Raw genomic sequence first — 20,274 nt, 5'->3', positions numbered from 1 at the left:
GGCCAAGGCGTCCGATGGTTCTGGAAGGCGAAGTGAACTGGGTCCTGCTGCTGGCGGTCGTCGCCGGGGTCACGACGCTGATCGCCGTGATCGCCACCATCTTCGCCGTCACGCGCGGGGTGCGCCACGCCAGCGCCTCGGACGAGCTGGATCTGGTCCAGAAGTCCGCCGAGGCCGTCGACCGCCGCATGTTCGAAACCCTGAACGCCGTGCCGGTGGCCTTGGTCGAGACCGACCGGTCGGGCAAATTCGTCTTCGCCAACCGCGCGGCTCACCAGCTGCTGGGCCGCCGCGACGCCGAACTGCTGGGCCTGCGGTTCCATTCGGCCACCTGGGGCGTCACCTATCCCGACGGCCGGCCGGTGCCCGCCGACCTGTTGCCCAGCGCGCGGGCGCTGCGGGGCCAGACGGTCAAGGGCTTCCAGCATCTGATGGCCAATCCGGCCACGCGTCGGAAGATGCTGGTTTCGGTCACCGCCATGCCGATCGAGAACGCCCTGGGCGAGGTCACCGGCTCCATCGCCGCCCTGGTCGAGACCGAGGGTCTGTCCACGCCCGAACCGGCGCCCCAGATCGAAGCCCCGGCGCCGGATCCGGTGCTGGAGCTGACCCGGCGCGTGTTCGAGGCGGCGCCGGGCGCCCTGGTCATCGTCGGCGCCGACGGCGTGGTGCGTCAGGCCAATCCGGTGGCCCAGGCCCTGCTGGCCGAGCCGGTGTCGCCCGCCGGGGGCGACTTCGCCGAACTGTTCCTGGACGAGGCCGCGCGCGGCGCCGGGCGCCAGGCGCTGCATCTGGCCCGCGTCTCGCCCGAGGCCGAGATCGCGCCGGTGACGTCGAACGGCGTCGCCTGGTCCATCCTGCCGCTGGCCAATGCGGACGGGGTGATCGACGCCCTGCTGCTGTCGGGCGAGGCCGCGTCGGAAGCCGCCGAGGCGCCGGCGGAAACGCCCGATATCGCGCCGGACACGGCGTCCCTGGACGCGGCGCTGGCCGAGGCCGCCGCCGCCCATCAGGCGCGTGAGGCGGATCTGGCCGCCCAGCGTGATCAGGCGATGGCTGCGGCCCAGGCCGCCCGCCAGGAGGCCGAAACCGCCCGCCAGGCCGCGCGCGAGGCCGAGGTCCGGGCCGAGGCCGACCTGGCCGGCGGTCGCCGCATGGAGAATGTCGGCCGTCTGACTGGCGGCCTGGCCCATGATTTCAATGCCCTGCTGGCCGTGATGACCGGCGCCCTGGACATGATGCTGCGCCAGGCGGACGATCCGGCGCGCGTGCGGCGCCTGGGCCAGGCGGCCCTGGCGGCCGGTCAGAGAGGCGAGGCCCTGACCCGTCGTCTCAGCGCCTTCGCCCAGGGCGATGACGATACGCCCTCGCTGCAGATTCTGGACGCCGCGGTGCTGCTGAAGGCGATGGAAAGCCGTCTGCGCGCCCTGGCCGGGCCGGGCGTGGACCTGATGATCGAGGCGCCGTCCGAACCCGCCCTGGCGCGGCTGGACCCCGTGGCCTTCGAAGGCGCGGTCAAGGCCCTGACGCTGAACGCCATAGAGGCCGTGGGCGGGGCCGGTTCGGTGGCGGTGCGTCTGGAAAGCCTGCTGGAAGGCGGCCTGCGCCTGTCGGTGCGCGACAGCGGGCCGGGCATGGACCGCGAAATCGCCGCCCGCGCGCTGGAGCCCTTCTTCACCACCAAGCCGGGCGCGGCGGGACTGGGCCTGCCCCAGGCCTATGCCTTCGCGCGCCAGTCGGGCGGCAATCTGTCGATCGATTCCGGTCCCGGCGAAGGCGCCGAGGTGGCCGTGACCCTGCCCGACGCCCCGCGCCCCAGCGACGCCGAAACCCGCGCCGCCTGACAGTCGTGAACGCCGGTCGCCCAAGGCGGCGCGCCGTGTTAACGTTTCGCCGGTCCTGAACGGAGCGGCGTGATGAAGATCCTGCGTTTCCTCTTGGTGCTGACGGTCATCGGCTATGTCGGCTGGCTGGCCTGGCCCGTGGTCGGGCCGATGGTCCAGGGCGGATTCGCCGACGTCGCGGCCGGGGGCTTCGACCTGACGGCGCCGCAGATGTGGCTGTGGATCGGCGCCATCACCCTTTATCTGGTCGCCGCCCTGATGCTCGGTTCGGGCAATCCCAAGGCGGCGGTGGCCTATTTCCTGGGCTTCCTGGCTGACGCCGTGCTGCGGCTGGCGCTGGACAGCCGGGGCGGCGGCTCGGGCGGCGCCTCGGCAGACATGGCCGAACGGTCGATCGAGGCCACCACCATGGCGGCCCCGGCGGCGGGGGGCGTCGATCCGACCTGGGTCGTGCTGGGCGCGCTGCTGCTGATCGGGGTCTTGGTGGTCTTGGTGTCGCGGCGGCGGCGCCGGACGCGGGTTCCGGGCCAGCTGGCGGCCTGATCCGGCCCGTTGAAACCTCGCGTCACGGCTGTTGAGCGCCCATATCCGGCGCGGCGGTTGACCCCGGGGGGCTGATCGCTAGTAAGTCCGGCGCGCCTTCTCCCTTTTGCGCCCCATCCAGACCCGAGGACGACCCGCCATGGCTGACGCCGCTCCGACCTATGACGTTGTGATCATCGGCGGCGGGCCGGGCGGCTATAACGCCGCCATCCGTGCGGGCCAGCTGGGTCTGAAGGCCGCCTGCGTCGAAATGCGCGACACCCTGGGCGGCACCTGCCTGAACGTCGGCTGCATGCCGTCCAAGGCCCTGTTGCACGCCTCGGAGCTGTTCGAGATCGCGGGCCACGAGTTCCCGACCCTGGGCATCAAGGTCGGCAAGCCGGAACTGGATCTCGGCCAGATGATGCAGCAGAAGACCGACAGCGTGACCGCCCTCACCAAGGGCATCGAATTCCTGTTCAAGAAGAACAAGGTCGACTGGCTGAAAGGCCGCGGCCGCATCGCCGGCCCCGGTCAGGTCGAGGTCGAGGCCGCCGACGGCGCCAAGACGACCTATCAGGCCAAGAACATCATCATCGCCACCGGCTCCGAGCCGACCCCCCTGCCGGGCGTGGATTTCGTGGACGGCAAGGTGATCGATTCCACCGGCGCCCTGTCGCTGGACAAGGTTCCGGGCAAGCTGATCGTCATCGGCGCGGGCGTGATCGGGCTGGAGCTGGGCTCGGTCTGGCGCCGCCTGGGGGCCGAGGTGACGGTGATCGAATATCTGGACGCCGTCGGCGCCGGCATGGACGGCGAGGTGGCGACCGCCTTCCAGCGCGGCCTGGCCAAACAGGGCATGAGCTTCCGCATGGGGACCAAGGTCACCGGCGCCAAGGTCGATGACGCCGGCGTCGAACTGACCGTCGAACCGGCGGCGGGCGGCGCGGCCGAGACGGTGCGCGGCGATGTGGTTCTGGTGGCCATCGGCCGTCGTCCCTACACCGCCGGCCTGGGGCTGGAGACGGTGGGGATCGAGACCGACAAGCGCGGCTTCATCGCCAACGATCACTTGAAGACCGGCAAGGACGGCGTCTGGGTCATCGGCGACGTGACCCATGGCCCGATGCTGGCGCACAAGGCCGAGGAAGACGCCGTGGCCGCCGTCGAGACCATCGCCGGCAAGGCCGGGCACGTCGATTACGACCTGGTCCCCAGCGTCATCTACACCAGCCCCGAAGTCGCCTGGGTCGGCAAGACCGAGGAACAGCTGAAAGCCGCCGGCGTCGCCTTCAAGAAGGGCAAATTCCCCTTCGCCGCCAACAGCCGCGCCAAGATCAACCACGAGACCGACGGCTTCGTGAAGGTGCTGGCCGACGCCGCCACCGACCGGGTGCTGGGCGTGCACATCTATGGCCCCCAGGCCGGCGAGATGATCTCGGAAGCCACGGTGACCATGGCCTTCGGCGGCGCCAGCGAGGACATCGCCCGCACCTGCCACCCGCACCCGACCCGCTCCGAAGCCGTCCGCCAGGCGGCCATGGGCGTGGAAGGCTGGACCATGCAGTCCTGAAGGCCGGCAAGGCCGAACCGGGCGACCCAAGACAGCAAAAGGGCCTGATCGCGTATCGCGATCAGGCCCTTGGCTTTTCCGGCCCGTGGACGGCGGCCGAACCGACCGATGTCGGCTTTAGTAGCGGTAGTGGTCCGGCTTGAACGGCCCGGTCTGCGGCACCCCGATATAGTCGGCCTGATCGGCGGCCAGGGTGGTCAGCTTGGCGCCCAGCTTGGCCAGGTGCAGGAAGGCGACCTTCTCATCCAGGTGCTTGGGCAGGGTGTAGACCGACTTGTCATAGGCCTTGGCGTTGGTCCACAGCTCGATCTGGGCCAGGGTCTGGTTGGTGAAGGACGCCGACATCACGAACGACGGGTGGCCGGTGGCGTTGCCCAGGTTCACCAGACGGCCTTCGGACAAGAGGATGATCTTCTTGCCGTCCGGGAATTCGATGTGGTGCACCTGCGGCTTGATCTCGTCCCACTTGAAGTTTTTCAGGCCGGCGACCTGAATTTCGCTGTCGAAGTGGCCGATGTTGCAAACGATGGCGTTGTTCTTCATCGCCCGCATGTGGTCGACGCGGATCACGTCCTTGTTGCCCGTGGCGGTGACGAAGATGTCGGCCTTGTCGGCCACGTCTTCCAGGGTCTGGACCTCATAGCCTTCCATGGCCGCCTGAAGGGCGCAGATGGGGTCGATCTCGGTCACGATCACCCGGGCGCCGCCTTGGCGCAAGGACGCGGCCGAACCCTTGCCCACGTCACCGTAGCCGCAGACCACCGCCACCTTGCCCGACAGCATGACGTCGGTGCCGCGACGGATGGCGTCGACCAGCGATTCCCGGCAGCCGTACAGATTGTCGAACTTGGACTTGGTGACGCTGTCGTTGACGTTGATGGCGGGGAAGGGCAGCTCGCCCCGCTCGGCCATCTGATACAGGCGATGCACGCCGGTGGTGGTCTCTTCCGACACGCCGCCGATGGCGTCGCGGATGGCCGAATAGAAGCCGGGCTTTTCCTTCAGATACCGCTTCATGACGGCGAAGAGGGCTTCCTCTTCCTCGTTCTGCGGGTTGTCCAGGACGCTGGCGTCCTGTTCGGCCTTGGGCCCCAGCACGCACAGCAGGGTGGCGTCGCCGCCGTCGTCCAGGATCAGGTTCGGGTAACCGCCATCGGCCCATTCGAAGATCTTGTGGGCGTAGTCCCAGTACTCCTCCAGCGTCTCGCCCTTGACGGCGAACACCGGGGTGCCGGCCGCGGCGATGGCGGCGGCGGCGTGGTCCTGGGTCGAGAAGATGTTGCACGAGGCCCAGCGCACTTCGGCGCCCAGGGCTTCCAGCGTCTGGATCAGCACCGCCGTCTGGATGGTCATGTGCAGCGAACCGGCGATCCGCGCGCCCTTCAGCGGCTGGGCCGGGCCGTATTCGGCGCGCACGGACATCAGGCCCGGCATTTCGGTTTCGGCGATGGCGATTTCCTTCTGGCCGAAATCGGCCAGGGCGATGTCGCGGATGATGTAATCGGTCATGTCGGGAACGGCCTTGATGTCGTCGTTCGGGGAAAGGTCGCGGCCGTATAGCCCGCCGCCGGGCCGGGGGCAATAAACGTATAAGGATATCCTTATATCAAACCTTGCGAAGCCTTCATTTGCGCCGAACCTGGGTCACTGTCAGCGTGCGGACGGGTAAGGAGCGCTGTCCCATGGGACTGGATCGCAGGGCTGTTCTGCTAGGCGTCGGCGCCAGTTTGACGTTGGGACACGGAGGGCGGGCGGCGGTGGGCGCCGAAACCGGCGTTGATCGAATGGGGCGGATGACGCTTCAGCTCTTCCTGAATGAACGCGGCCCCTTCCGTTTCGCCTTGGACAGCGCGGCCTCGATGTCCATGATCGCGGATGACCTGATCCAGCCTCTGGGGTTGCAGCGGGACGCCGACATCATGCTGCATACGCTGTTGTCGGGTGAACGGGCGCCGACCGTGCGGGCCGAAAGGCTTCGGTGTGGCGCCCTGCATCAGACCCGCCCCCGGATGGCGGTCGGCTCCCGCGTCGGCATGGCGGGCCTGGATGGTCTGTTGAGCGCGGTGGAGCTGGATCGGAAACGGGTGCTTATCGCCTTTCGCGGTGATCGCATGACGATCGGACGCTCGCGGGCGCGAGGGCGTTCGATGTTCGCGACGGACCAGACCGTACCCTTCCGGTCGCCTGAAGGGGTGGGGTTCCACAATCTGGTCATGCTGGATGCGGCCGTCAGTGGCCGTCCAGTCACGGCCATCGTCGATACCGGCGCCCAGTCGTCCATCGTCAACACGGCCCTTATCGACACCGTCGGAGGTTTGCCCGCCTTCGGTCGTGACGGATCGCGCACGCGGCCGGTCCAGTCGGCCACCGGAGAAACCGCCGAGGCGCGAATGATGGTGGTGCGCAACCTCAATTTCGGCCCTTTGAGTCTGGAGCGGGCGCCGGTTCTTGTCGGGGACTTCCACACCTTCGGCGTCTGGGGGCTGGGCCAGGCGCCGGCCATGTTGTTGGGGGTGGATCTGTTGGGGGTGTTCCGCAGCCTGGCCATAGATTTCGGCCGTCGCGATCTGACGTTCGAGGTCTGAGACTTGCCCTGTCCGGCGCTTCGGCGGACACAGCCACGATGACAGCGATTCCCGATCCCGCCCAACCTCGCCACGACTGGACCCTGGACCAGGTCGAGGCCCTGTTCGCCCTGCCGTTCATGGAACTGGTCTATCAGGCGGCCACCGTGCACCGCCGCTGGTTCGATCCGTCCGAGGTGCAGAGAAGCCAACTGCTGTCGATCAAGACCGGCGGCTGCGCCGAAAACTGCGGCTATTGCAGCCAGTCGGCCAGTTTCAAGACCGGCCTCAAGGCCGAGAAGCTGATGGATGCTCAGGCGGTGATCGCCGAGGCCATGGCGGCCAAGGCCGGCGGCGCCGACCGGTTCTGCATGGGCGCCGCCTGGCGCGAGCTGAAGGACCGCGACACGCCCAAGCTGGCGGCCATGATCGCCGGGGTGAAGGCTCTGGGGCTGGAGACCTGCGCCACCCTGGGCATGCTGAACGCCGACCAGGCGAAGCAGCTGAAGGCGGCGGGCCTGGACTATTACAACCACAACCTGGACACCGGGCCGGACTACTATGCCGAGGTGGTGACCACCCGCACCTATCAGGACCGTCTGGACACCCTGGCCCACGTCCGCGACGCGGGCATGCGCACCTGCTGCGGCGGCATTGTCGGCATGGGCGAAGAGCGCCGCGACCGCGCAGGCCTGCTGCACGCCCTGGCCACCCTGCCGGAATATCCCGACAGTCTGCCGGTCAACGCTCTGGTTCCGGTCGCCGGCACGCCGCTGGGCGAGCGGGTGCTGAACGAGGGCGAGATCGACCCGATCGAGTTCGTGCGCACGGTGGCGGTGGCGCGGCTGGTCTGTCCCCGGTCGCGGGTGCGCCTGTCAGCCGGACGCGAGGGCATGAGCGCCGAGCTTCAGGCCCTGTGCTTCCTGGCCGGGGCCAACTCCATCTTCGTGGGCGGGCGGCTGTTGACCACGCCCAACCCGGAACAGGACGCCGACGCCGCCCTGTTCGCCCTGTTGGACCTGAAGCCGGCCGTCGCCGAGCGCGCGACCGCCGCCGCGTAACCGGACCTTAAGCGGGCACGGCCTAGGCTGCGGCCATGGATCGTCGCGCCCTGATCGGATTGTCGAAGCCCGGACCCGCCAAGACGAGCGGCGGAGGCGGCGGCGGCGCGGCCAACGCCTATCTGCCCCTGCCCACCATCACCGCCACGGTGACGCGGCCCGGCGGGCGGCGCGGCGTCTTTTCGGTCGAGACGGGGGTGGATGTGGCGGATGCGGCCCTGCGTCTTCGCGCGGAACAGTCGGCCCCGCGCCTGCGCGCCGCCTATGCCGAAGTGTGCCAGCGCACGGCCCAGGCCATGCTGCCGGGCGCGCCGCCGGACATTCTGGCGCTGTCACGCGATCTTCAGGCCGCGACGGACCGGGTGCTGGGCCGCGCGGGGGCGCGGCTGTTGTTAGGCACCGTGATGGCCGTCTAGAGCAGCAGGCTCAGCGGGGCGCGCGCTTGGCCAGGATGCGTTGCAGCGTGCGCCGGTGCATGCCCAGGCGGCGCGCCGTCTCGGACACATTGTGATCGCACAGCTCATAGACCCGCTGGATATGCTCCCACCGCACGCGGTCGGCGCTCATGGGGTTTTCGGGCGGTTCGGGCGCATCGCCGACCGCCAGCAGGGCCTTGACCACATCGTCGGCGTCGGCGGGCTTTGACAGATAGTCGACCGCCCCGGCCTTGACCGCCGCCACGGCGGTGGCGATGGCGCCATAGCCGGTCAGCATGACGATGCGGGCGTCCTGGCGCCGCTCGCGCATGGCCTCGACCACCTTCAGGCCGTTGCCGTCCTCCAGCCGCATGTCCAGAACGCCGAAGGCGGGCGCCCCTTCACGCAGGATCTGCGTCGCCTCGGCCACCGATCCGGCCAGGGTGACCTGAAAGCCCCGCGCCTCCAGCGCCCGGCCCATGCGGGTGCGCAGGGCCTGGTCGTCGTCAAGCACCAGCAGGGAACGGTCGGGCAGGCCGGCGATACGCGCTTCGAGATCGGACATCGGGATTGGGTCTCCTGGGGCCTCAGGTCGGGTCGATCCTGCGCCCGGTCAAGGTTCAGCCGCCGTCCTGCGACATTTGGGCCGAGGGCGGAACAGCGGTGCCGGACGGCGGATCGGGCGGCGCCTCCAGCGTCTGGCGCGACCAGCGCACGGCCACCCGCGCCCCGCGCGCCGCCCCGCGCCGGCCGGCCTCGGGCGAGGCGGGGCCGACGCTCAGCACCCCGCCGGTCCGCTCCAGCAGCGTGCGGGCGATGAAGAAGCCCAGGCCCATGCCGCCCTGGCTGGGGGCGATGGGTTCGGCGTCTGGCGTCGGCGGCGGGGCCTTGCGGCCGCGCCGGGTGACCGGGCGGGCGGCGGCGGCGGCGATCTGGGCCGCCAGGGCCTGGCGCGCCTTGCCATGCGGACGACTGGTCACATAGGGTTCGCCCAGGCGCGGCAGGATTTCCGAGGCGAAGCCGGGGCCGTCGTCGATGACGGCGATCTCGATCCAGCCGGCGTCCACCGTGGCTTGGACCACCACGCGGCTGCGCGCGAAGTCGGCGGCGTTTTCGACCAGGGTCGACAGGCCGTGGATGATCTCGGGCAGGCGTTTGACGCGCGGCGCGGTGCGGCCGGGCGGTGTCAGCACCGCCACCTCGAACTCCAGGTCAAAGCCCCGGTGCGGCTCGATCACCTCTTCCAGCAGGGCCTTCAGCCCCACATCGGCATACAGTTTGTCGCCCTGTTCCGGCCGCTGGGACAGGCGCTGCAATATGCCCCGGCAGCGCTCGGACTGTTGCAGGATCAGGGCCGCGTCCTCGGCCGCCGGGCTGTCGGGGGGCGAGGCGCGCAGCAACTCCTTGGCCACCACCTGAATGGTCGCCAGCGGCGTGCCCAACTCGTGCGCCGCCGCCGCCGCCAGCCCGCCCAGGGCCGCCAGCCGCTGTTCGCGTTGCAGCACGTCCTGGGTCGTGGCCAGGGCCAGCTCCAGCTTCTCGGCGTCGGTCGCCACCCGCCAGGCGTAGGCGGCGGTGAACACCACCCCTGTCACCAGCGCCAGCCCCATGCCGAAGCGGTACAGCGGCGGCAGGTCCAGATGCTCGCCCATCCGCCACGGCAGCGGCAGAGACCAGTAGAACATCACCCCGGTGGCGATCAGCACCATCAGGCCCAGCAGCATGGCCTGGCGCGACGGCAGGGCGGCGGCCGCAATGGTCACCGGGGCCACCAGCAGCAGGCAGAAGGGGTTCTCCAGCCCCCCCGTCAGGGCCAGCATGGTCGCCAGCTGCAGGATGTCGAAACCCAGGTGGAACGCCGTCTGACGCCCGTCGGGCAGACGGTTGTCGGTGCGCTTCAGATGCGAGGTGGCGGCCAGATTGACCCCGGCGCTCAGCGCGATCACCGCCAGGCACTGCCATAACGGCAGGGGGAAATGCAGGGCGAAATAGGCCGTCAGCACCGTCGCGGTCTGACCCGCCAGCGCCAGCCAGCGCAGGATGATCAGGGTGCGCAGCGACAGGCCCCGCCCCCGGCGCGGCGTCTCGCGCCAGCCGGCCAGGACCGCGGGCTGCGGCTCGGGCTGCGACGACGACAGGGCTTCTTCAAAACTCACCCGCCCTCTATAGACCGCCGCGCACCGAACCGTGAGAGGCCGTCATGCCCCGTCGCTCCATCCTGTTGTTCGCCGCCGCCTGTGTGGTTCTGGCGGCCGTCATCGCCGTGGTGACCATCGTCTCCGCGACCCGGCGCGGCGAGCCTTCAGCCGGCGCGATCGAGGTGTCCCAGACCGGCCAGCCCCAGATCGGCGGCCCCTTCCAGCTGGTCGACCAGGACGGCCGCCCGGCCGACCAGACGATCCTGAATGGAAAATGGAGCGTGGTCTTCTTCGGCTTCACCTATTGCCCCGACTACTGCCCCACCACCCTGGGCGTGCTGAAGGCGGCGCAGGACCGGCTGGGCGACCAGGCGCGCGACCTGCAGATCGTCTTCGTCTCCATCGATCCCGAACGCGACACGCCCCAGACGCTGAAGGACTATCTGTCCAGCGAGGGCTTCCCCCGCGGCGTCATCGGCCTGACCGGCACGCCGGAACAGGTGGCCGGCGCCGCCCGCGCCTATCGCGCCCTGTACTCAAAGGAAGGCCAGGGCGAGGGCTATACGATGCAGCATTCCCTGACCCTGTATCTGATGGGGCCGGACGGCCGTTTCCGCGCCGCCCTGGCGCACGACCTGGGGCCGGAGCGTTCGGCCGACGTCATCCGCCGGGCCATGGCTCGGGGCTGAGGGCGGTGATGGCGGCGGCGATGACGCAGCCGTGTTCATAATCCTTTTGCGCCGATGCGCGTTTTATGTTGCCCTGCAGCAATTGGCGGGGGCCGCGTACAGGATTCCATGCTCTATTCCTTTCATGAGCTCGCCTATCAGTCGGCGGCTCCGTTTCGGATCGGCGCGCAGATGGCGCGGGCTTTCTGGACTTCACCGTTCAATCCTATGGCCGACACCGCCATCGGGCGCACGGCCTATGCCTCGGCCGAACTGTTCGAGAATCTGACCCGCCGCTACGGCAAGCCGGACTGGCGGCTGGAGACGGTCCAGATCAACGACAAGCCGGTGCGGACCGAAGAACAGGTGATCTGGGCCTCGCCCTGGTGCCGTCTGGTGCGGTTCGCGCGCAATCTTGGCGATCTGCGCCGCGCCAGGAAGCCGACGGCGGCGCCCGCCGTGCTGATCGTGGCGCCCCTGTCGGGCCATTACGCCACCCTGCTGCGCGGCACGGTCGAGACCTTCCTGCAGGACCACGACGTCTATGTCACCGACTGGGAGAACGCCCGCAACGTGCCGATGCTGGAGGGCCGTTTCGACTTCCACGACTATATCGACCACGTCCGCACCATGATCGCCAAGGTCGGACCGGGGGCCCATGTGGTCGGCGTCTGCCAGCCGGGACCGCCGGTGCTGGCCGCCTGCGCCCTGATGGCCCAGGACGGCGATCCCAACCGCCCGGCCTCCATGACCTTCATGGGCTCGCCCATCGATGCGCGCCTGTCGCCGACCGTGACCAACCAGCTGGCCGAGGAACGGCCCTTCGCCTGGTTCAAGTCGAACATGATCCACACCACGCCCCTGCCGTATCCGGGCGCCGGGCGGCGGGTCTATCCGGGCTTTGTCCAGCTCTACAGCTTCATGTCGATGAACGAGGACAAGCACGTCGACGCCCATCGCCGCTATTTCGGCCATCTGGTCGCCGGCGACGGCGACAACGCCCAGAAGCACGCGGAATTCTACGACGAATATCTGTCGGTGCTGGATCTGAGCGAGGAATTCTACCTTCAGACCATCGACATCGTCTTCCAGCAGCACCTGCTGCCGCGCGGCCTTCTGGAGCATCGCGGACGCCCGGTGGACCTGGGCGCCATCACCGACATCGGCCTGATGACCGTCGAGGGCGAGATGGACGACATCTCGGGCGTGGGCCAGACCCAGGCCGCGCACGGCCTGACGCCCAACATCCCCGACGACCGCCGCGAACTGTATGTCCAGCCCAAGGTGGGCCACTACGGCGTGTTCAACGGCCGGCGGTTCCGCGACGAAATCTATCCGCGGGTGCGCGACTTCATCGCCCGCAACGAAGAGGCGGCCGGTGGCCTATCAGCACGGCCAGCGACTGCGGCTTGAAGGGCTGACGGCCCGGCCGCTGGACCTGCGGCTGGCGGTCAACGCCCGGGCGCGACGCATCTCGATCCGCATCGACGCCCGCGCGGGCGAGGCGGTGGTCACGGCCCCCAGCGCCCGGCGCCTGGAGGAAGGCGTGGCCTTCGCGCGGCAGAAGGCGGTTTGGATCGCCGAGCGGATGGCGGCGCGACCGGACGGCGCGCCCCTGGCGCCGGATGCCCAGATCCTGCTGCACGGCCGGCCGGTGACCCTGCGGGCGACCGGCGGGGCCGGGGCGGCGCGGCTGGTCCAGACGGACGAGGGGATGCAGATCGTCTCTGGCGGCGAAGGCGAGGCCTTTTCGCGCCGGGTCCAGAACCTGCTGAAGCGCCTGGCGCGCCAGGCCCTGACCGAGCGCACGGACGTGCATCTGAAGACGCTGGGCCAGCGGCCGGTGACGGTGTCGATCGCCGACACCACCTCGCGCTGGGGCAGTTGCAGCCCGCACCGGCGCACCATCCGTTATTCGTGGCGGGTGGTGATGGCCCCGCCTGAGGTGCTGGATTATCTGGCGGCGCACGAGGTGGCGCACCTGGTTCACGCCGATCACAGCCCGGCCTATTGGTCGGTGGTCCAGCGGCTGGTGGGCGATCATCGGCCGCATCGCAAATGGCTGCGCGACCATGGCGGCGCCCTGCACGCCGTGGGGCGCTGAACCCGCCGGTCAGAAGAACAGCGGGTCGGCCTTGGGCTCGGGCGGCAGGCGGGCCTCGGACGGCTGGGGCGCGGTTGGGCGCACCACAGGCTGGGCCGGAGGCGTCGGGCGTTCCGGTTCGGGGCGATAGGGCTCGCCCTGGTTGGGATCGACCGGCTGTGACGGCGCGCCGCCGCCCAGGGCGTCGCCGATCTGGCCCATCAGGTCGCCAATGGGATCGGGCGCCTGCCAGCCTTCGGGCATGGCCGGGCCGTCGGGAATGCGCGGGGCGTTCAGGCGCGGCAGGGCCGCCTCCATGAAGCCCTTCCAGATGGCGGCGGGCGCGGCCCCGCCGGTGACGCCGCGCATGGCGGTGTTGTCGTCCTTGCCGACCCAGACGGCGGCGACGAAGCCGCCGGTGTAGCCGACGAACCAGGCGTCCTTGTAATCCGAGGTGGTGCCGGTCTTGCCCGCCAGGTCGCGCCCGCCAATGGCCACCGACCGGGCCGTGCCGCCGGTCACGACCCCGCGCAGCATCTGGTTCAGGTAATACAGCGACGGATTGTTGATCGCCTGGCCCGAGGTCTCGGGGCTGGCGCTGCGCTGATAGATGACGCGGCCCTGGGGCGTGCGGATGCGGTTGATGCCATAGGCCTCGACCCGGCGCCCGCCGTTGGCGAAGGCGTCATAGGCGGTGGCCATTTCCAGCGGCGACACCTCGACGGCGCCCAGGGCCATGGCCGGTTCCAGACCCACGCGGCTGGTGATGCCCAGGCGCCGCGCGGCGCGGGCCACGCTGTCGCGCCCGATCTGGTCGGCGACCGAGGCGGCGACGGTGTTGGTCGACTGGGCCACGGCCTGGGCCAGGGTCATCTGACCCGCGAAAGTCCCCGAATAGTTGCGCGGCGACCAGTTGCCGATGCGGATCGGTTCGTCCACCACCGGGGTCTGGGGCGTATAGCCGGCCTCCAGCGCCGCCAGATAGACGAAGGGCTTGAACGCCGAACCGGCCTGGCGCCGGGCGTCCACGGCCCGGTTGAACTGGCTGTCGGCATAGCTGGCGCCGCCGATCATGGCCCGCACCCGGCCGTCGCCGTCAAGGGCCACCAGGGCGGCTTGTTGCACGCCGCGCGAGCCGTCGCGGTCCAGAATGCGGCGCACGCTGCGCTCGGCCGCGGTCTGAAGCGTCAGGTCCAGGGTCGTCTCGACGATCAGGTCCTCGGTCGGTTCGCCGACCAGGCCGCGGATCGACTTGTCCAGCCAGTCGATGAAATACTGGGCATGCTGGGTCGCCAGGGTGCGTGACACCCGCACCGGCTCCAGCACGGCGGCGGCGCGTTGCGCGGGCGTGATGACGCCCATGTCCTGCATCTCGTTCAGGACCACCGTGGCGCGGGTGGCGGCGCGTTCGGATTCCGACACCGGCGAATAGCGCGACGGCGCCTTCAAAAGGCCCGCCAGCAGCGCCGCCTCGCCCACTGTCAGATTCTTGGCCTGTTTGTCGAAATAGCGCTGCGACGCCGCCTCGATGCCATAGGCGCCGGCGCCGAAATAGACCCGGTTCAGATACAGGGCCAGGATCTCTTTCTTGCTGAATTTCATCTCCAGCCAGACGGCCAGCATCAGCTCCTGCACCTTGCGCTTCAGGTTCTGGTCTGGCGTCAGGAACAGGTTCTTGGCCAGCTGCTGGGTCAGGGTCGATCCGCCCTGGACCACCCGGCCGGCGCGCATATTGGCCACGATGGCGCGGCTCATGCCGATGGGGTCGAAGCCGGGGTGCCACCAGAAACGGCGGTCCTCGATGGCGATGAAGGCCGCCGGCACATAGTCGGGCAGGGCGTCCAGGTCCGCCGGCGGCGCCATCTGGGTGCCGCGCGTGGCGATCAGGGCGCCGTTGCGATCCAGATAGGTGATCGAGGGCTGGCGATCGACCTGATACAGGCTGGAGGTGTCGGGAAGGTCGCGCGCGAAGACCGCAAAGAAGACGACCAGGAAGATCGCCCCCCACACGGCCAGAACCGCCGACCAGTACAGAAGCTTCTGCAACGGCGACCGCCCTGCGCGCGGTGCGCCCTGCTGCTCGCCTCGACCGAAACCCGCCATCGAAACCCTCAAGACCCTGTCGCCGCGTCCGGTCTAGCCGAACGTCGGTGTCGAGAAAACGCCCAGCCCCTATCACGCGACCGTGAAGGGCGTTTTCGCCGAAAGCATGACCGTGGCCGGGATTAATCTAAAAAGGCGTTCACCTCGGCCGTGAACCGTTCGGGCTGGTCCAGCATGATGAAGTGGGCGCTGTCGTTGATGCGTTTCAGCTGGGCCGACGGCAGGGTCATGAACGACATCCGATAGATGGTGTCCGTGATCTCGGGCGTCATGCCCGGGAATTCGAAGGCGACGTACAGAACCTGAACCGGCGCGGTGATGCGCGGCAGTTCGGCCCGCAGGTCGGTCAGCATCAGCTCGCGATAGGCGTTGGCCGACACGGAGCGGTCGCTGGTCGCCGCATCGCGCAGGGGGCCGGCGCGCAGGGATTCGGTCTTGATCATGCCGGTGACGCTGGCGGCGACCTGGGCGGCGTAGCCTTCGTCGCTCAGGGCCATGGAGCGGGCGTGCATGGCGTCCACGGCGGGGGTCACGGCTTCGACGGTCGGATTGACGCCGGGCGTGGCGAACATGGCGCCGGTGAAGGGGATCATGTCCACCACCATCAGGCGGCCGACGCTGTCGGGGTGGCGCGCCGCCAGCATCATGCCGAAGGTGCCGCCCATCGAATGACCGATCACCGCCGGCTTGTTCAGCCCCTGTTCGGCGATGTAGCGGGCCAGGTCCTGGGCCACCGCGTCCAGGATGGGGCCTGAGGCGTTGTCCTTGGGTTCGGCGCCGGCGAAACCCTGAACATGGATGCGATGCACGCGATAGCGGCCCTTCAGCGTCTCGGTCAGCCCGTCCCAGACGTGGGGCGACGACGACAGGCCGGGGATCAGGATGACGTCGCCGATCGGGTTTTCCGGCCCATCGACGCGGACGTGGAACCGGCCGGACTGGAAGTCGGCATGGGCATGACCATGGCCGGCCGGGGCGGCGGAGCCGTGATCATGGCTCTGGGCCAGGGCGGGCGCCCCGGTCATCAGGGTCGCGGCGGCGGCGAAGGCGATCAGACGGAGGCGCATGGGGCGGTTCCTGGCGGAAGAGGGATGAAGGCGTCACTCAACTTTGCATTTCAAAGTGGATGCGTCAATCGGGCGCCGACAGCCGCGACAGGCCGCGCGGCTCTTGATAAGAACGGGCCATGACCGCTGCTGCAAACGCCCCGGCCGAACCGGCCCGCTCCGCGCCCGAGGCCAAGGCCCCGCCGACCGCCTTCGGCAAGGGATTCGTGACCGACGCCTGGTATTTCGTCGCCCTGTCGCGCGATGTGGCCGACGGTTCGCTGCGCCGGCAGGAGCTGATGGGCGAGCCGGTTCTGATCGGCCGGACCCGCGGGGCGCAGGGCGGGGCAGGCCAGGTCTTCGCCCTGCGCGACATCTGCCCGCACCGGGCCGCGCCGCTGTCGGCGGGCCGGGTGGTGGACAAGCCGGGCGAAGGCCAGACGGTGGAATGCCCCTATCACGGTTGGCGGTTCCGGCCCGACGGCGGTTGCGCGGCCATACCGTCCCTGGTCCAGGATCAGGCGTTCGAGACGGACCGGATCAAGGTGCGCGCCTATCCGGTGCGCGAGAGCCAGGGCATGGTCTTCGTCTGGATGGCGGCCGATCCGCGCAATCCGTCCGAGCCGGACCACGAGCCGCCGGTCTTTCCCGGCGTGGTCGGCGGCGGGGCCAAACTGGTCGAATGGATGGATTTCGACAGCCATATCGACCATGCGGCCGTCGGCCTGATGGACCCGGCGCATGGCCCCTATGTCCACCAGCAGTGGTGGTGGCGGTCCGAACATTCGATGCACGAAAAGGCCAAGGCCTTCGCCCCTAGCGAGCGCGGCTGGGCCATGGTTCGGCACGCGCCGTCGTCGAACAGCCGGGCCTATAAAATCCTTGGCGGGGCGCCGGCGACCGAGATCACCTTCCGCCTGCCCGGCTATCGCTGGGAGCACATTCAGGTGGGCGAAAAACAGGTGCTGGCCCTGACCTGCCTGACGCCGATCACCGAGACGAAGACCCGCATCACCCAGATCTTCTGGTCCGACCACTGGGTGTTCAGCCTGGCCAAACCCTTCCTGCGGATGGGGGTGGTCGCCTTCCTGAAACAGGACGGCGGCATGGTGAATCTGCAGAACGAGGGCCTGCGCTACGACCCGGCCCTGATCTGGATCGACGACGCCGACAAACAGGCCAAATGGTATCAGCAGCTGAAGCGCGAATGGATCAAAAGCCGCGCCGAGGGCCGCGACTTCGTCAATCCGATCCAGCCCACGACCCTGCGCTGGAAAAGCTGATACGAAAAAGGCTGTTCTCACGCTGAGTGCTGCCAGCCTTTCCCCGCATTTCCGCTCATCCCCGCGAAAGCGGGGATCCAGTCCTGTCATCGAGACGCCGGTGTTTCAGGACTGACGATGGCGGATCACAATAATCGATGCATCGCCCAAAGACCTGGATCCCCGCTTTCGCGGGGATGAGCGGTGATTTCGGAGGGGCATGAACGCGCCAGCCTTCAACGCGAATGCAGCCCACGAAAAAGGCCCCCTTGCGGGGGCCTTGTCCGATGATTGGTTCGTGGGATCAGGCGGTGCGCTGACCCTGAAGGACCAGATCGATCTGTGTCCGCAGCCGGGTCTCCAGCTGGGCCAAGTCCAGCCCGTCATAGGCCGCCTGTCGGAAGTTGGACACGAACAGGGTCCACACCAGGCCCGCCAGCAGGGTCAAATCCCCATCCTGGCGCAGTTGGCCGGCGCCGACGCCGTCGCGCAGCACGCCGGCGACATGGTCGATCAGGGGCTGGGTGAAGGTGCGGGCGCGCTGGTCGGCCTCGGCCGGCTGGAACCACGAGCGGGCGATGGTCGCCTGCATCAGCGGCAGCTGGTCCAGCGAGCGGTGGTAACCGGCGCTGAGGGCCGAAACCAGACGGTCGGCGACAGGGCCGTCCTTGGGCGTGCCGGCCTGGACGGCGGTCAGGAGGGCGGCCATTTCGTCGGCCAGGACGGTCTCGAAAAGTTCGGCCTTGTCCTGGAAATTGGCGAAGACGGCGCCGGTCGACATGCCGGCGGCCTTGGCGATGTCGCGGATGGTGGCGGCGTCATAGCCGCGCTCGGCGAACAGGGCGCGGGCGGCGTCCAGAACCTTGCCGCGCGTGCGGATCTTGGCGGCCTGACGGCGGTTCAGGCGCGGCTGTTCGTGGGTGGGGGCGATGTCTGGCATGAAGCGGCGAACTCTACTCAATACGACGGCCGGAGCGCCCGTCAGCGACGGGACCGGACCGGACTGGGGAGGGGCGATCGACGGGGGAGGCGACCGAAGGAAGGGTTCAGATCACGGAACGATGACCAAAATGGGGTGTCCCTATTAACGGACGGTGGCCGTGATCTCCGTCGCGGAAAAATTCGCCGTTCTCAGGCCGGGTCGCGCCGGACGGTGCGGCGCAGCGCCCGGTTGGGCCGCACGCTCCGGCCCTCGGGCGCCGCCGCCTGGAACAGGCTGCGGAACTCGTCGCGCTTCTCGTGGATCGAGGCCAGGACCAGACCCATGGGCACGCCCAGGTCCACCAGGGTGTTTTCGGCCAGCTGCAGGCTGGCTTCGGTGGTTTCGGGCACGGCGTCGGTGACCCCCAGGGCGTACAGCCGCGCCGCATGGCGGTCGTCGCGGGCGCGGGCGATCACGATCATGTCGTCGCGCAGGGCGCGGGCGGCGCGCACCACATCCTCGACCTTGGTCGCGGAATCCATGGTCACCACCAGGGCGCGGGTCGCGGCCACGCCGCACAGGGTCAGAAGCTCCGGCCGCGCGGCGTCGCCGTAATAGGCCTCGAACCCGTCCTTTCGCGCCTGGGCCACCGTGGCCGGATCGCTGTCCAGGGCGATGAACCTCTGGCCGTGTTCGGCCAGCAGTTCGCCGACCAGCCGCCCGACGCGCCCGAAGCCGACCAGGATCACCGCGCCTTCGGGACGCAGGTCTTCGGGCGCCAGGGCCGCGCCTTGAGCCTCCGTTTCGGCCGCCGTGCCCGCCCGGTTCATCGTCTGGCCCAGATAGGCCAGCAGGGGGACGCAGAACATGCTGATGGTCGCGGCCGGCAGGACCGTGTCCGCGAACTGGGCCGACACCACCCCCTCGACCGTGCCGGCGGCCAGGATGACGAAGGCGAACTCGCCCGCCGGGCCCAGCACCAGGGCCGTCTCGGCCGCCGCCCGCACCGACAGGCCCCACAACCGCGCCAGATTGAAGATGATGGCGATCTTGGCCCCGGTGATCAGGGCCGCCAGGCCGAAGACCCCCAGCGGGTCGGCGGCCACGGCGTCCAGGTCCAGGCTCAGGCCCACGCCGACGAAGAAGACGCCCAGCAGCAGGCCCTTGAACGGCTCGATCGAGACCTCGACCTCGCGCCGGTATTCGGTTTCGGCCAGCAGCACCCCGGCGACCAGGGCGCCCAGGCTCATCGACAGGCCCGCCGCCTGGGCCGCGACCCCGGCGCCGACCACGACCAGCAGGCCCGCCGCCAGGAACAGTTCGCCGCCATGGCCCGGCCGCCGCGCCCGCGCCACCAGGCGGAACAGCGGCCGCAACACCAAACGCCCCAACAGCACCAGCAGCGCCAGCCCCACCGCCGCCGGGATCAGGGTGAACAGGGCCGACCCCAGCACATGCGGGTCCAGGTCGCCGCCCGCCTGGGCCAGGGCCGCCAGCACGGTGACGGTGATCAGGATCGGCGCGACCGACAGGTCCTGGGCCAGCAGCACGGCGAAGGTGGATCGCCCCACCGCGCCCTTCAGCCGTCCGCGCTCGGCCAGGACCGGCATGACCACGGCCGTGGACGACAGGGCCAGCCCCATGCCCAGCACCGCCGCCCCGGCCAGGGGCTGGTCCATCAGCATGAAGACACCCGCCAGGACCACGGCGCACAGCACGACCTGCAACAGGCCCAGGCCGAACACCAGCCGCCGCATGGCGCGCAGCCGCTCCCACGACAGCTCCAGCCCGATCATGAACAGCAGAAAGGCGACGCCCAGCTCGGACAGCTGGCGCATCTGGGCCTCGTCGCCGATGGTCAGGTAACGCAGCCACGGCAGGGTGTCGGCGAACCGCCCCAGCCCGTCCGGCCCCAGCAGCACCCCCGCCGCCAGGAACCCCAGCACCGGGCTGACCTTGAACCGGTTGAACAGCGGCACCAGAACTCCGGCCGCCGCCAGAAAGACCACCAGGTCCTTGTAGTCGCCCGCCCCGTGTCCGGTCATCCGCCCTGCCTTGAAAGTCGCGCCATC

Annotated in this window: 17 protein-coding genes; 10 read left to right on the top strand and 7 right to left on the bottom strand. The window is 69.4% G+C overall.

Going from position 1 to position 20,274, the window contains the following annotated elements:
• The first annotated feature begins 32 nt into the window (after positions 1–32).
• From Q0581_RS11455 to lpdA, 3 genes are all read left to right on the top strand, one after another.
• Complete coding sequence (locus tag Q0581_RS11455) at positions 33–1,844, top strand: ATP-binding protein (RefSeq protein ID WP_298700418.1); 1,812 nt, start codon at positions 33–35, stop codon at positions 1,842–1,844.
• A gap of 72 nt (positions 1,845–1,916) precedes the next feature.
• On the top strand, positions 1,917–2,387 hold the full coding sequence (locus Q0581_RS11450; RefSeq protein WP_298700417.1) for a hypothetical protein: 471 nt from the start codon (positions 1,917–1,919) through the stop codon (positions 2,385–2,387).
• A 139-nt stretch (positions 2,388–2,526) separates the two neighbouring features.
• Entirely contained in the window at positions 2,527–3,939 is a 1,413-nt protein-coding gene (gene lpdA / locus Q0581_RS11445) for a dihydrolipoyl dehydrogenase (RefSeq protein ID WP_298700415.1), read from the top strand.
• Between the two features lie 117 nt (positions 3,940–4,056).
• Here the strand turns inward: lpdA and ahcY are convergent, their stop codons facing one another.
• Positions 4,057–5,448, bottom strand: a complete 1,392-nt coding sequence (gene ahcY, locus Q0581_RS11440) for an adenosylhomocysteinase (protein WP_298700414.1) — start codon at positions 5,446–5,448, stop codon at positions 4,057–4,059.
• A 284-nt stretch (positions 5,449–5,732) separates the two neighbouring features.
• On the opposite strand from ahcY, the gene Q0581_RS11435 reads away from it, so the two are divergent.
• The 3 genes from Q0581_RS11435 to Q0581_RS11425 are packed head-to-tail and all read left to right on the top strand — an operon-like array spanning position 5,733 to position 7,980.
• Positions 5,733–6,524, top strand: coding sequence for an aspartyl protease family protein (locus tag Q0581_RS11435; RefSeq protein ID WP_298700413.1), 792 nt, complete (start codon positions 5,733–5,735; stop codon positions 6,522–6,524).
• Between the two features lie 38 nt (positions 6,525–6,562).
• Positions 6,563–7,564 (top strand): biotin synthase BioB, encoded by a 1,002-nt coding sequence (gene bioB, locus Q0581_RS11430; RefSeq protein WP_298700412.1) that lies wholly within the window; start codon positions 6,563–6,565, stop codon positions 7,562–7,564.
• Positions 7,565–7,599: 35 nt separating this feature from the next.
• Positions 7,600–7,980: a Tat pathway signal protein gene (locus tag Q0581_RS11425; protein WP_298700411.1), complete on the top strand. Its 381-nt coding sequence runs from the start codon at positions 7,600–7,602 to the stop codon at positions 7,978–7,980.
• A 10-nt stretch (positions 7,981–7,990) separates the two neighbouring features.
• On the opposite strand, the gene Q0581_RS11420 is transcribed toward Q0581_RS11425, so the two are convergent.
• On the bottom strand, positions 7,991–8,545 hold the full coding sequence (locus Q0581_RS11420; protein WP_298700410.1) for an ActR/PrrA/RegA family redox response regulator transcription factor: 555 nt from the start codon (positions 8,543–8,545) through the stop codon (positions 7,991–7,993).
• A gap of 55 nt (positions 8,546–8,600) precedes the next feature.
• On the bottom strand, positions 8,601–10,136 hold the full coding sequence (locus Q0581_RS11415) for an ActS/PrrB/RegB family redox-sensitive histidine kinase (RefSeq protein WP_298700408.1): 1,536 nt from the start codon (positions 10,134–10,136) through the stop codon (positions 8,601–8,603).
• Between the two features lie 44 nt (positions 10,137–10,180).
• On the opposite strand from Q0581_RS11415, the gene Q0581_RS11410 reads away from it, so the two are divergent.
• From Q0581_RS11410 to Q0581_RS11400, 3 genes are all read left to right on the top strand, one after another.
• Positions 10,181–10,807 carry an SCO family protein gene (locus Q0581_RS11410; RefSeq protein WP_298700407.1) on the top strand — a complete coding sequence of 209 codons (627 nt, stop codon included), beginning with the start codon at positions 10,181–10,183 and terminating at the stop codon, positions 10,805–10,807.
• 108 nt (positions 10,808–10,915) lie between these two features.
• On the top strand, positions 10,916–12,199 hold the full coding sequence (phaZ, locus tag Q0581_RS11405) for a polyhydroxyalkanoate depolymerase (RefSeq protein WP_298700405.1): 1,284 nt from the start codon (positions 10,916–10,918) through the stop codon (positions 12,197–12,199).
• Entirely contained in the window at positions 12,165–12,890 is a 726-nt protein-coding gene (locus tag Q0581_RS11400) for a M48 family metallopeptidase (protein ID WP_298700403.1), read from the top strand. Before phaZ ends, Q0581_RS11400 begins: the two co-directional genes overlap by 35 nt.
• Before the next feature lie 9 nt (positions 12,891–12,899).
• On the opposite strand, the gene Q0581_RS11395 is transcribed toward Q0581_RS11400, so the two are convergent.
• Together Q0581_RS11395 and Q0581_RS11390 are read right to left on the bottom strand one after the other, a co-directional pair.
• Complete coding sequence (locus Q0581_RS11395; RefSeq protein WP_298700401.1) at positions 12,900–14,972, bottom strand: transglycosylase domain-containing protein; 2,073 nt, start codon at positions 14,970–14,972, stop codon at positions 12,900–12,902.
• Positions 14,973–15,094: 122 nt separating this feature from the next.
• Positions 15,095–16,039 carry an alpha/beta hydrolase gene (locus Q0581_RS11390; RefSeq protein ID WP_298700399.1) on the bottom strand — a complete coding sequence of 315 codons (945 nt, stop codon included), beginning with the start codon at positions 16,037–16,039 and terminating at the stop codon, positions 15,095–15,097.
• Between the two features lie 119 nt (positions 16,040–16,158).
• Here Q0581_RS11390 and Q0581_RS11385 point away from each other — a divergent pair, with 119 nt between their 5' ends.
• A complete protein-coding gene (locus Q0581_RS11385) occupies positions 16,159–17,301 on the top strand; it encodes an aromatic ring-hydroxylating dioxygenase subunit alpha (protein WP_298700397.1) in 1,143 nt (380 codons plus the stop codon).
• Positions 17,302–17,584: 283 nt separating this feature from the next.
• Here the strand turns inward: Q0581_RS11385 and Q0581_RS11380 are convergent, their stop codons facing one another.
• Positions 17,585–18,220 (bottom strand): TetR/AcrR family transcriptional regulator, encoded by a 636-nt coding sequence (locus Q0581_RS11380; protein WP_298700395.1) that lies wholly within the window; start codon positions 18,218–18,220, stop codon positions 17,585–17,587.
• Positions 18,221–18,411: 191 nt separating this feature from the next.
• A complete protein-coding gene (locus Q0581_RS11375) occupies positions 18,412–20,247 on the bottom strand; it encodes a cation:proton antiporter (protein ID WP_298700393.1) in 1,836 nt (611 codons plus the stop codon).
• Between the last annotated feature and the right edge of the window lie 27 nt (positions 20,248–20,274).

The sequence above is a fragment of the uncultured Brevundimonas sp. genome, from assembly GCF_937863155.1.
Lineage (GTDB): Bacteria > Pseudomonadota > Alphaproteobacteria > Caulobacterales > Caulobacteraceae > Brevundimonas.
Note: the sequence above shows the minus strand (reverse complement) of the source record. Positions and strands in the feature narration are given on the sequence as shown.

What these genes read in the sequence shown, in the direction of transcription:
- phaZ (WP_298700405.1), top strand. Translation starts at nt 10,916, where the DNA reads ATGCTCTATTCCTTTCATGAGCTCGCCTATCAGTCGGCGGCTCCGTTT.
- Q0581_RS11395 (WP_298700401.1), bottom strand. Translation starts at nt 14,972, where the DNA reads ATGGCGGGTTTCGGTCGAGGCGAGCAGCAGGGCGCACCGCGCGCAGGG.
- Q0581_RS11425 (WP_298700411.1), top strand. Translation starts at nt 7,600, where the DNA reads ATGGATCGTCGCGCCCTGATCGGATTGTCGAAGCCCGGACCCGCCAAG.
- lpdA (WP_298700415.1), top strand. Translation starts at nt 2,527, where the DNA reads ATGGCTGACGCCGCTCCGACCTATGACGTTGTGATCATCGGCGGCGGG.
- Q0581_RS11375 (WP_298700393.1), bottom strand. Translation starts at nt 20,247, where the DNA reads ATGACCGGACACGGGGCGGGCGACTACAAGGACCTGGTGGTCTTTCTG.
- Q0581_RS11390 (WP_298700399.1), bottom strand. Translation starts at nt 16,039, where the DNA reads ATGCGCCTCCGTCTGATCGCCTTCGCCGCCGCCGCGACCCTGATGACC.
- Q0581_RS11420 (WP_298700410.1), bottom strand. Translation starts at nt 8,545, where the DNA reads ATGTCCGATCTCGAAGCGCGTATCGCCGGCCTGCCCGACCGTTCCCTG.
- ahcY (WP_298700414.1), bottom strand. Translation starts at nt 5,448, where the DNA reads ATGACCGATTACATCATCCGCGACATCGCCCTGGCCGATTTCGGCCAG.
- Q0581_RS11435 (WP_298700413.1), top strand. Translation starts at nt 5,733, where the DNA reads ATGACGCTTCAGCTCTTCCTGAATGAACGCGGCCCCTTCCGTTTCGCC.
- Q0581_RS11380 (WP_298700395.1), bottom strand. Translation starts at nt 18,220, where the DNA reads ATGCCAGACATCGCCCCCACCCACGAACAGCCGCGCCTGAACCGCCGT.
- bioB (WP_298700412.1), top strand. Translation starts at nt 6,563, where the DNA reads ATGACAGCGATTCCCGATCCCGCCCAACCTCGCCACGACTGGACCCTG.
- Q0581_RS11385 (WP_298700397.1), top strand. Translation starts at nt 16,159, where the DNA reads ATGACCGCTGCTGCAAACGCCCCGGCCGAACCGGCCCGCTCCGCGCCC.
- Q0581_RS11450 (WP_298700417.1), top strand. Translation starts at nt 1,917, where the DNA reads ATGAAGATCCTGCGTTTCCTCTTGGTGCTGACGGTCATCGGCTATGTC.
- Q0581_RS11410 (WP_298700407.1), top strand. Translation starts at nt 10,181, where the DNA reads ATGCCCCGTCGCTCCATCCTGTTGTTCGCCGCCGCCTGTGTGGTTCTG.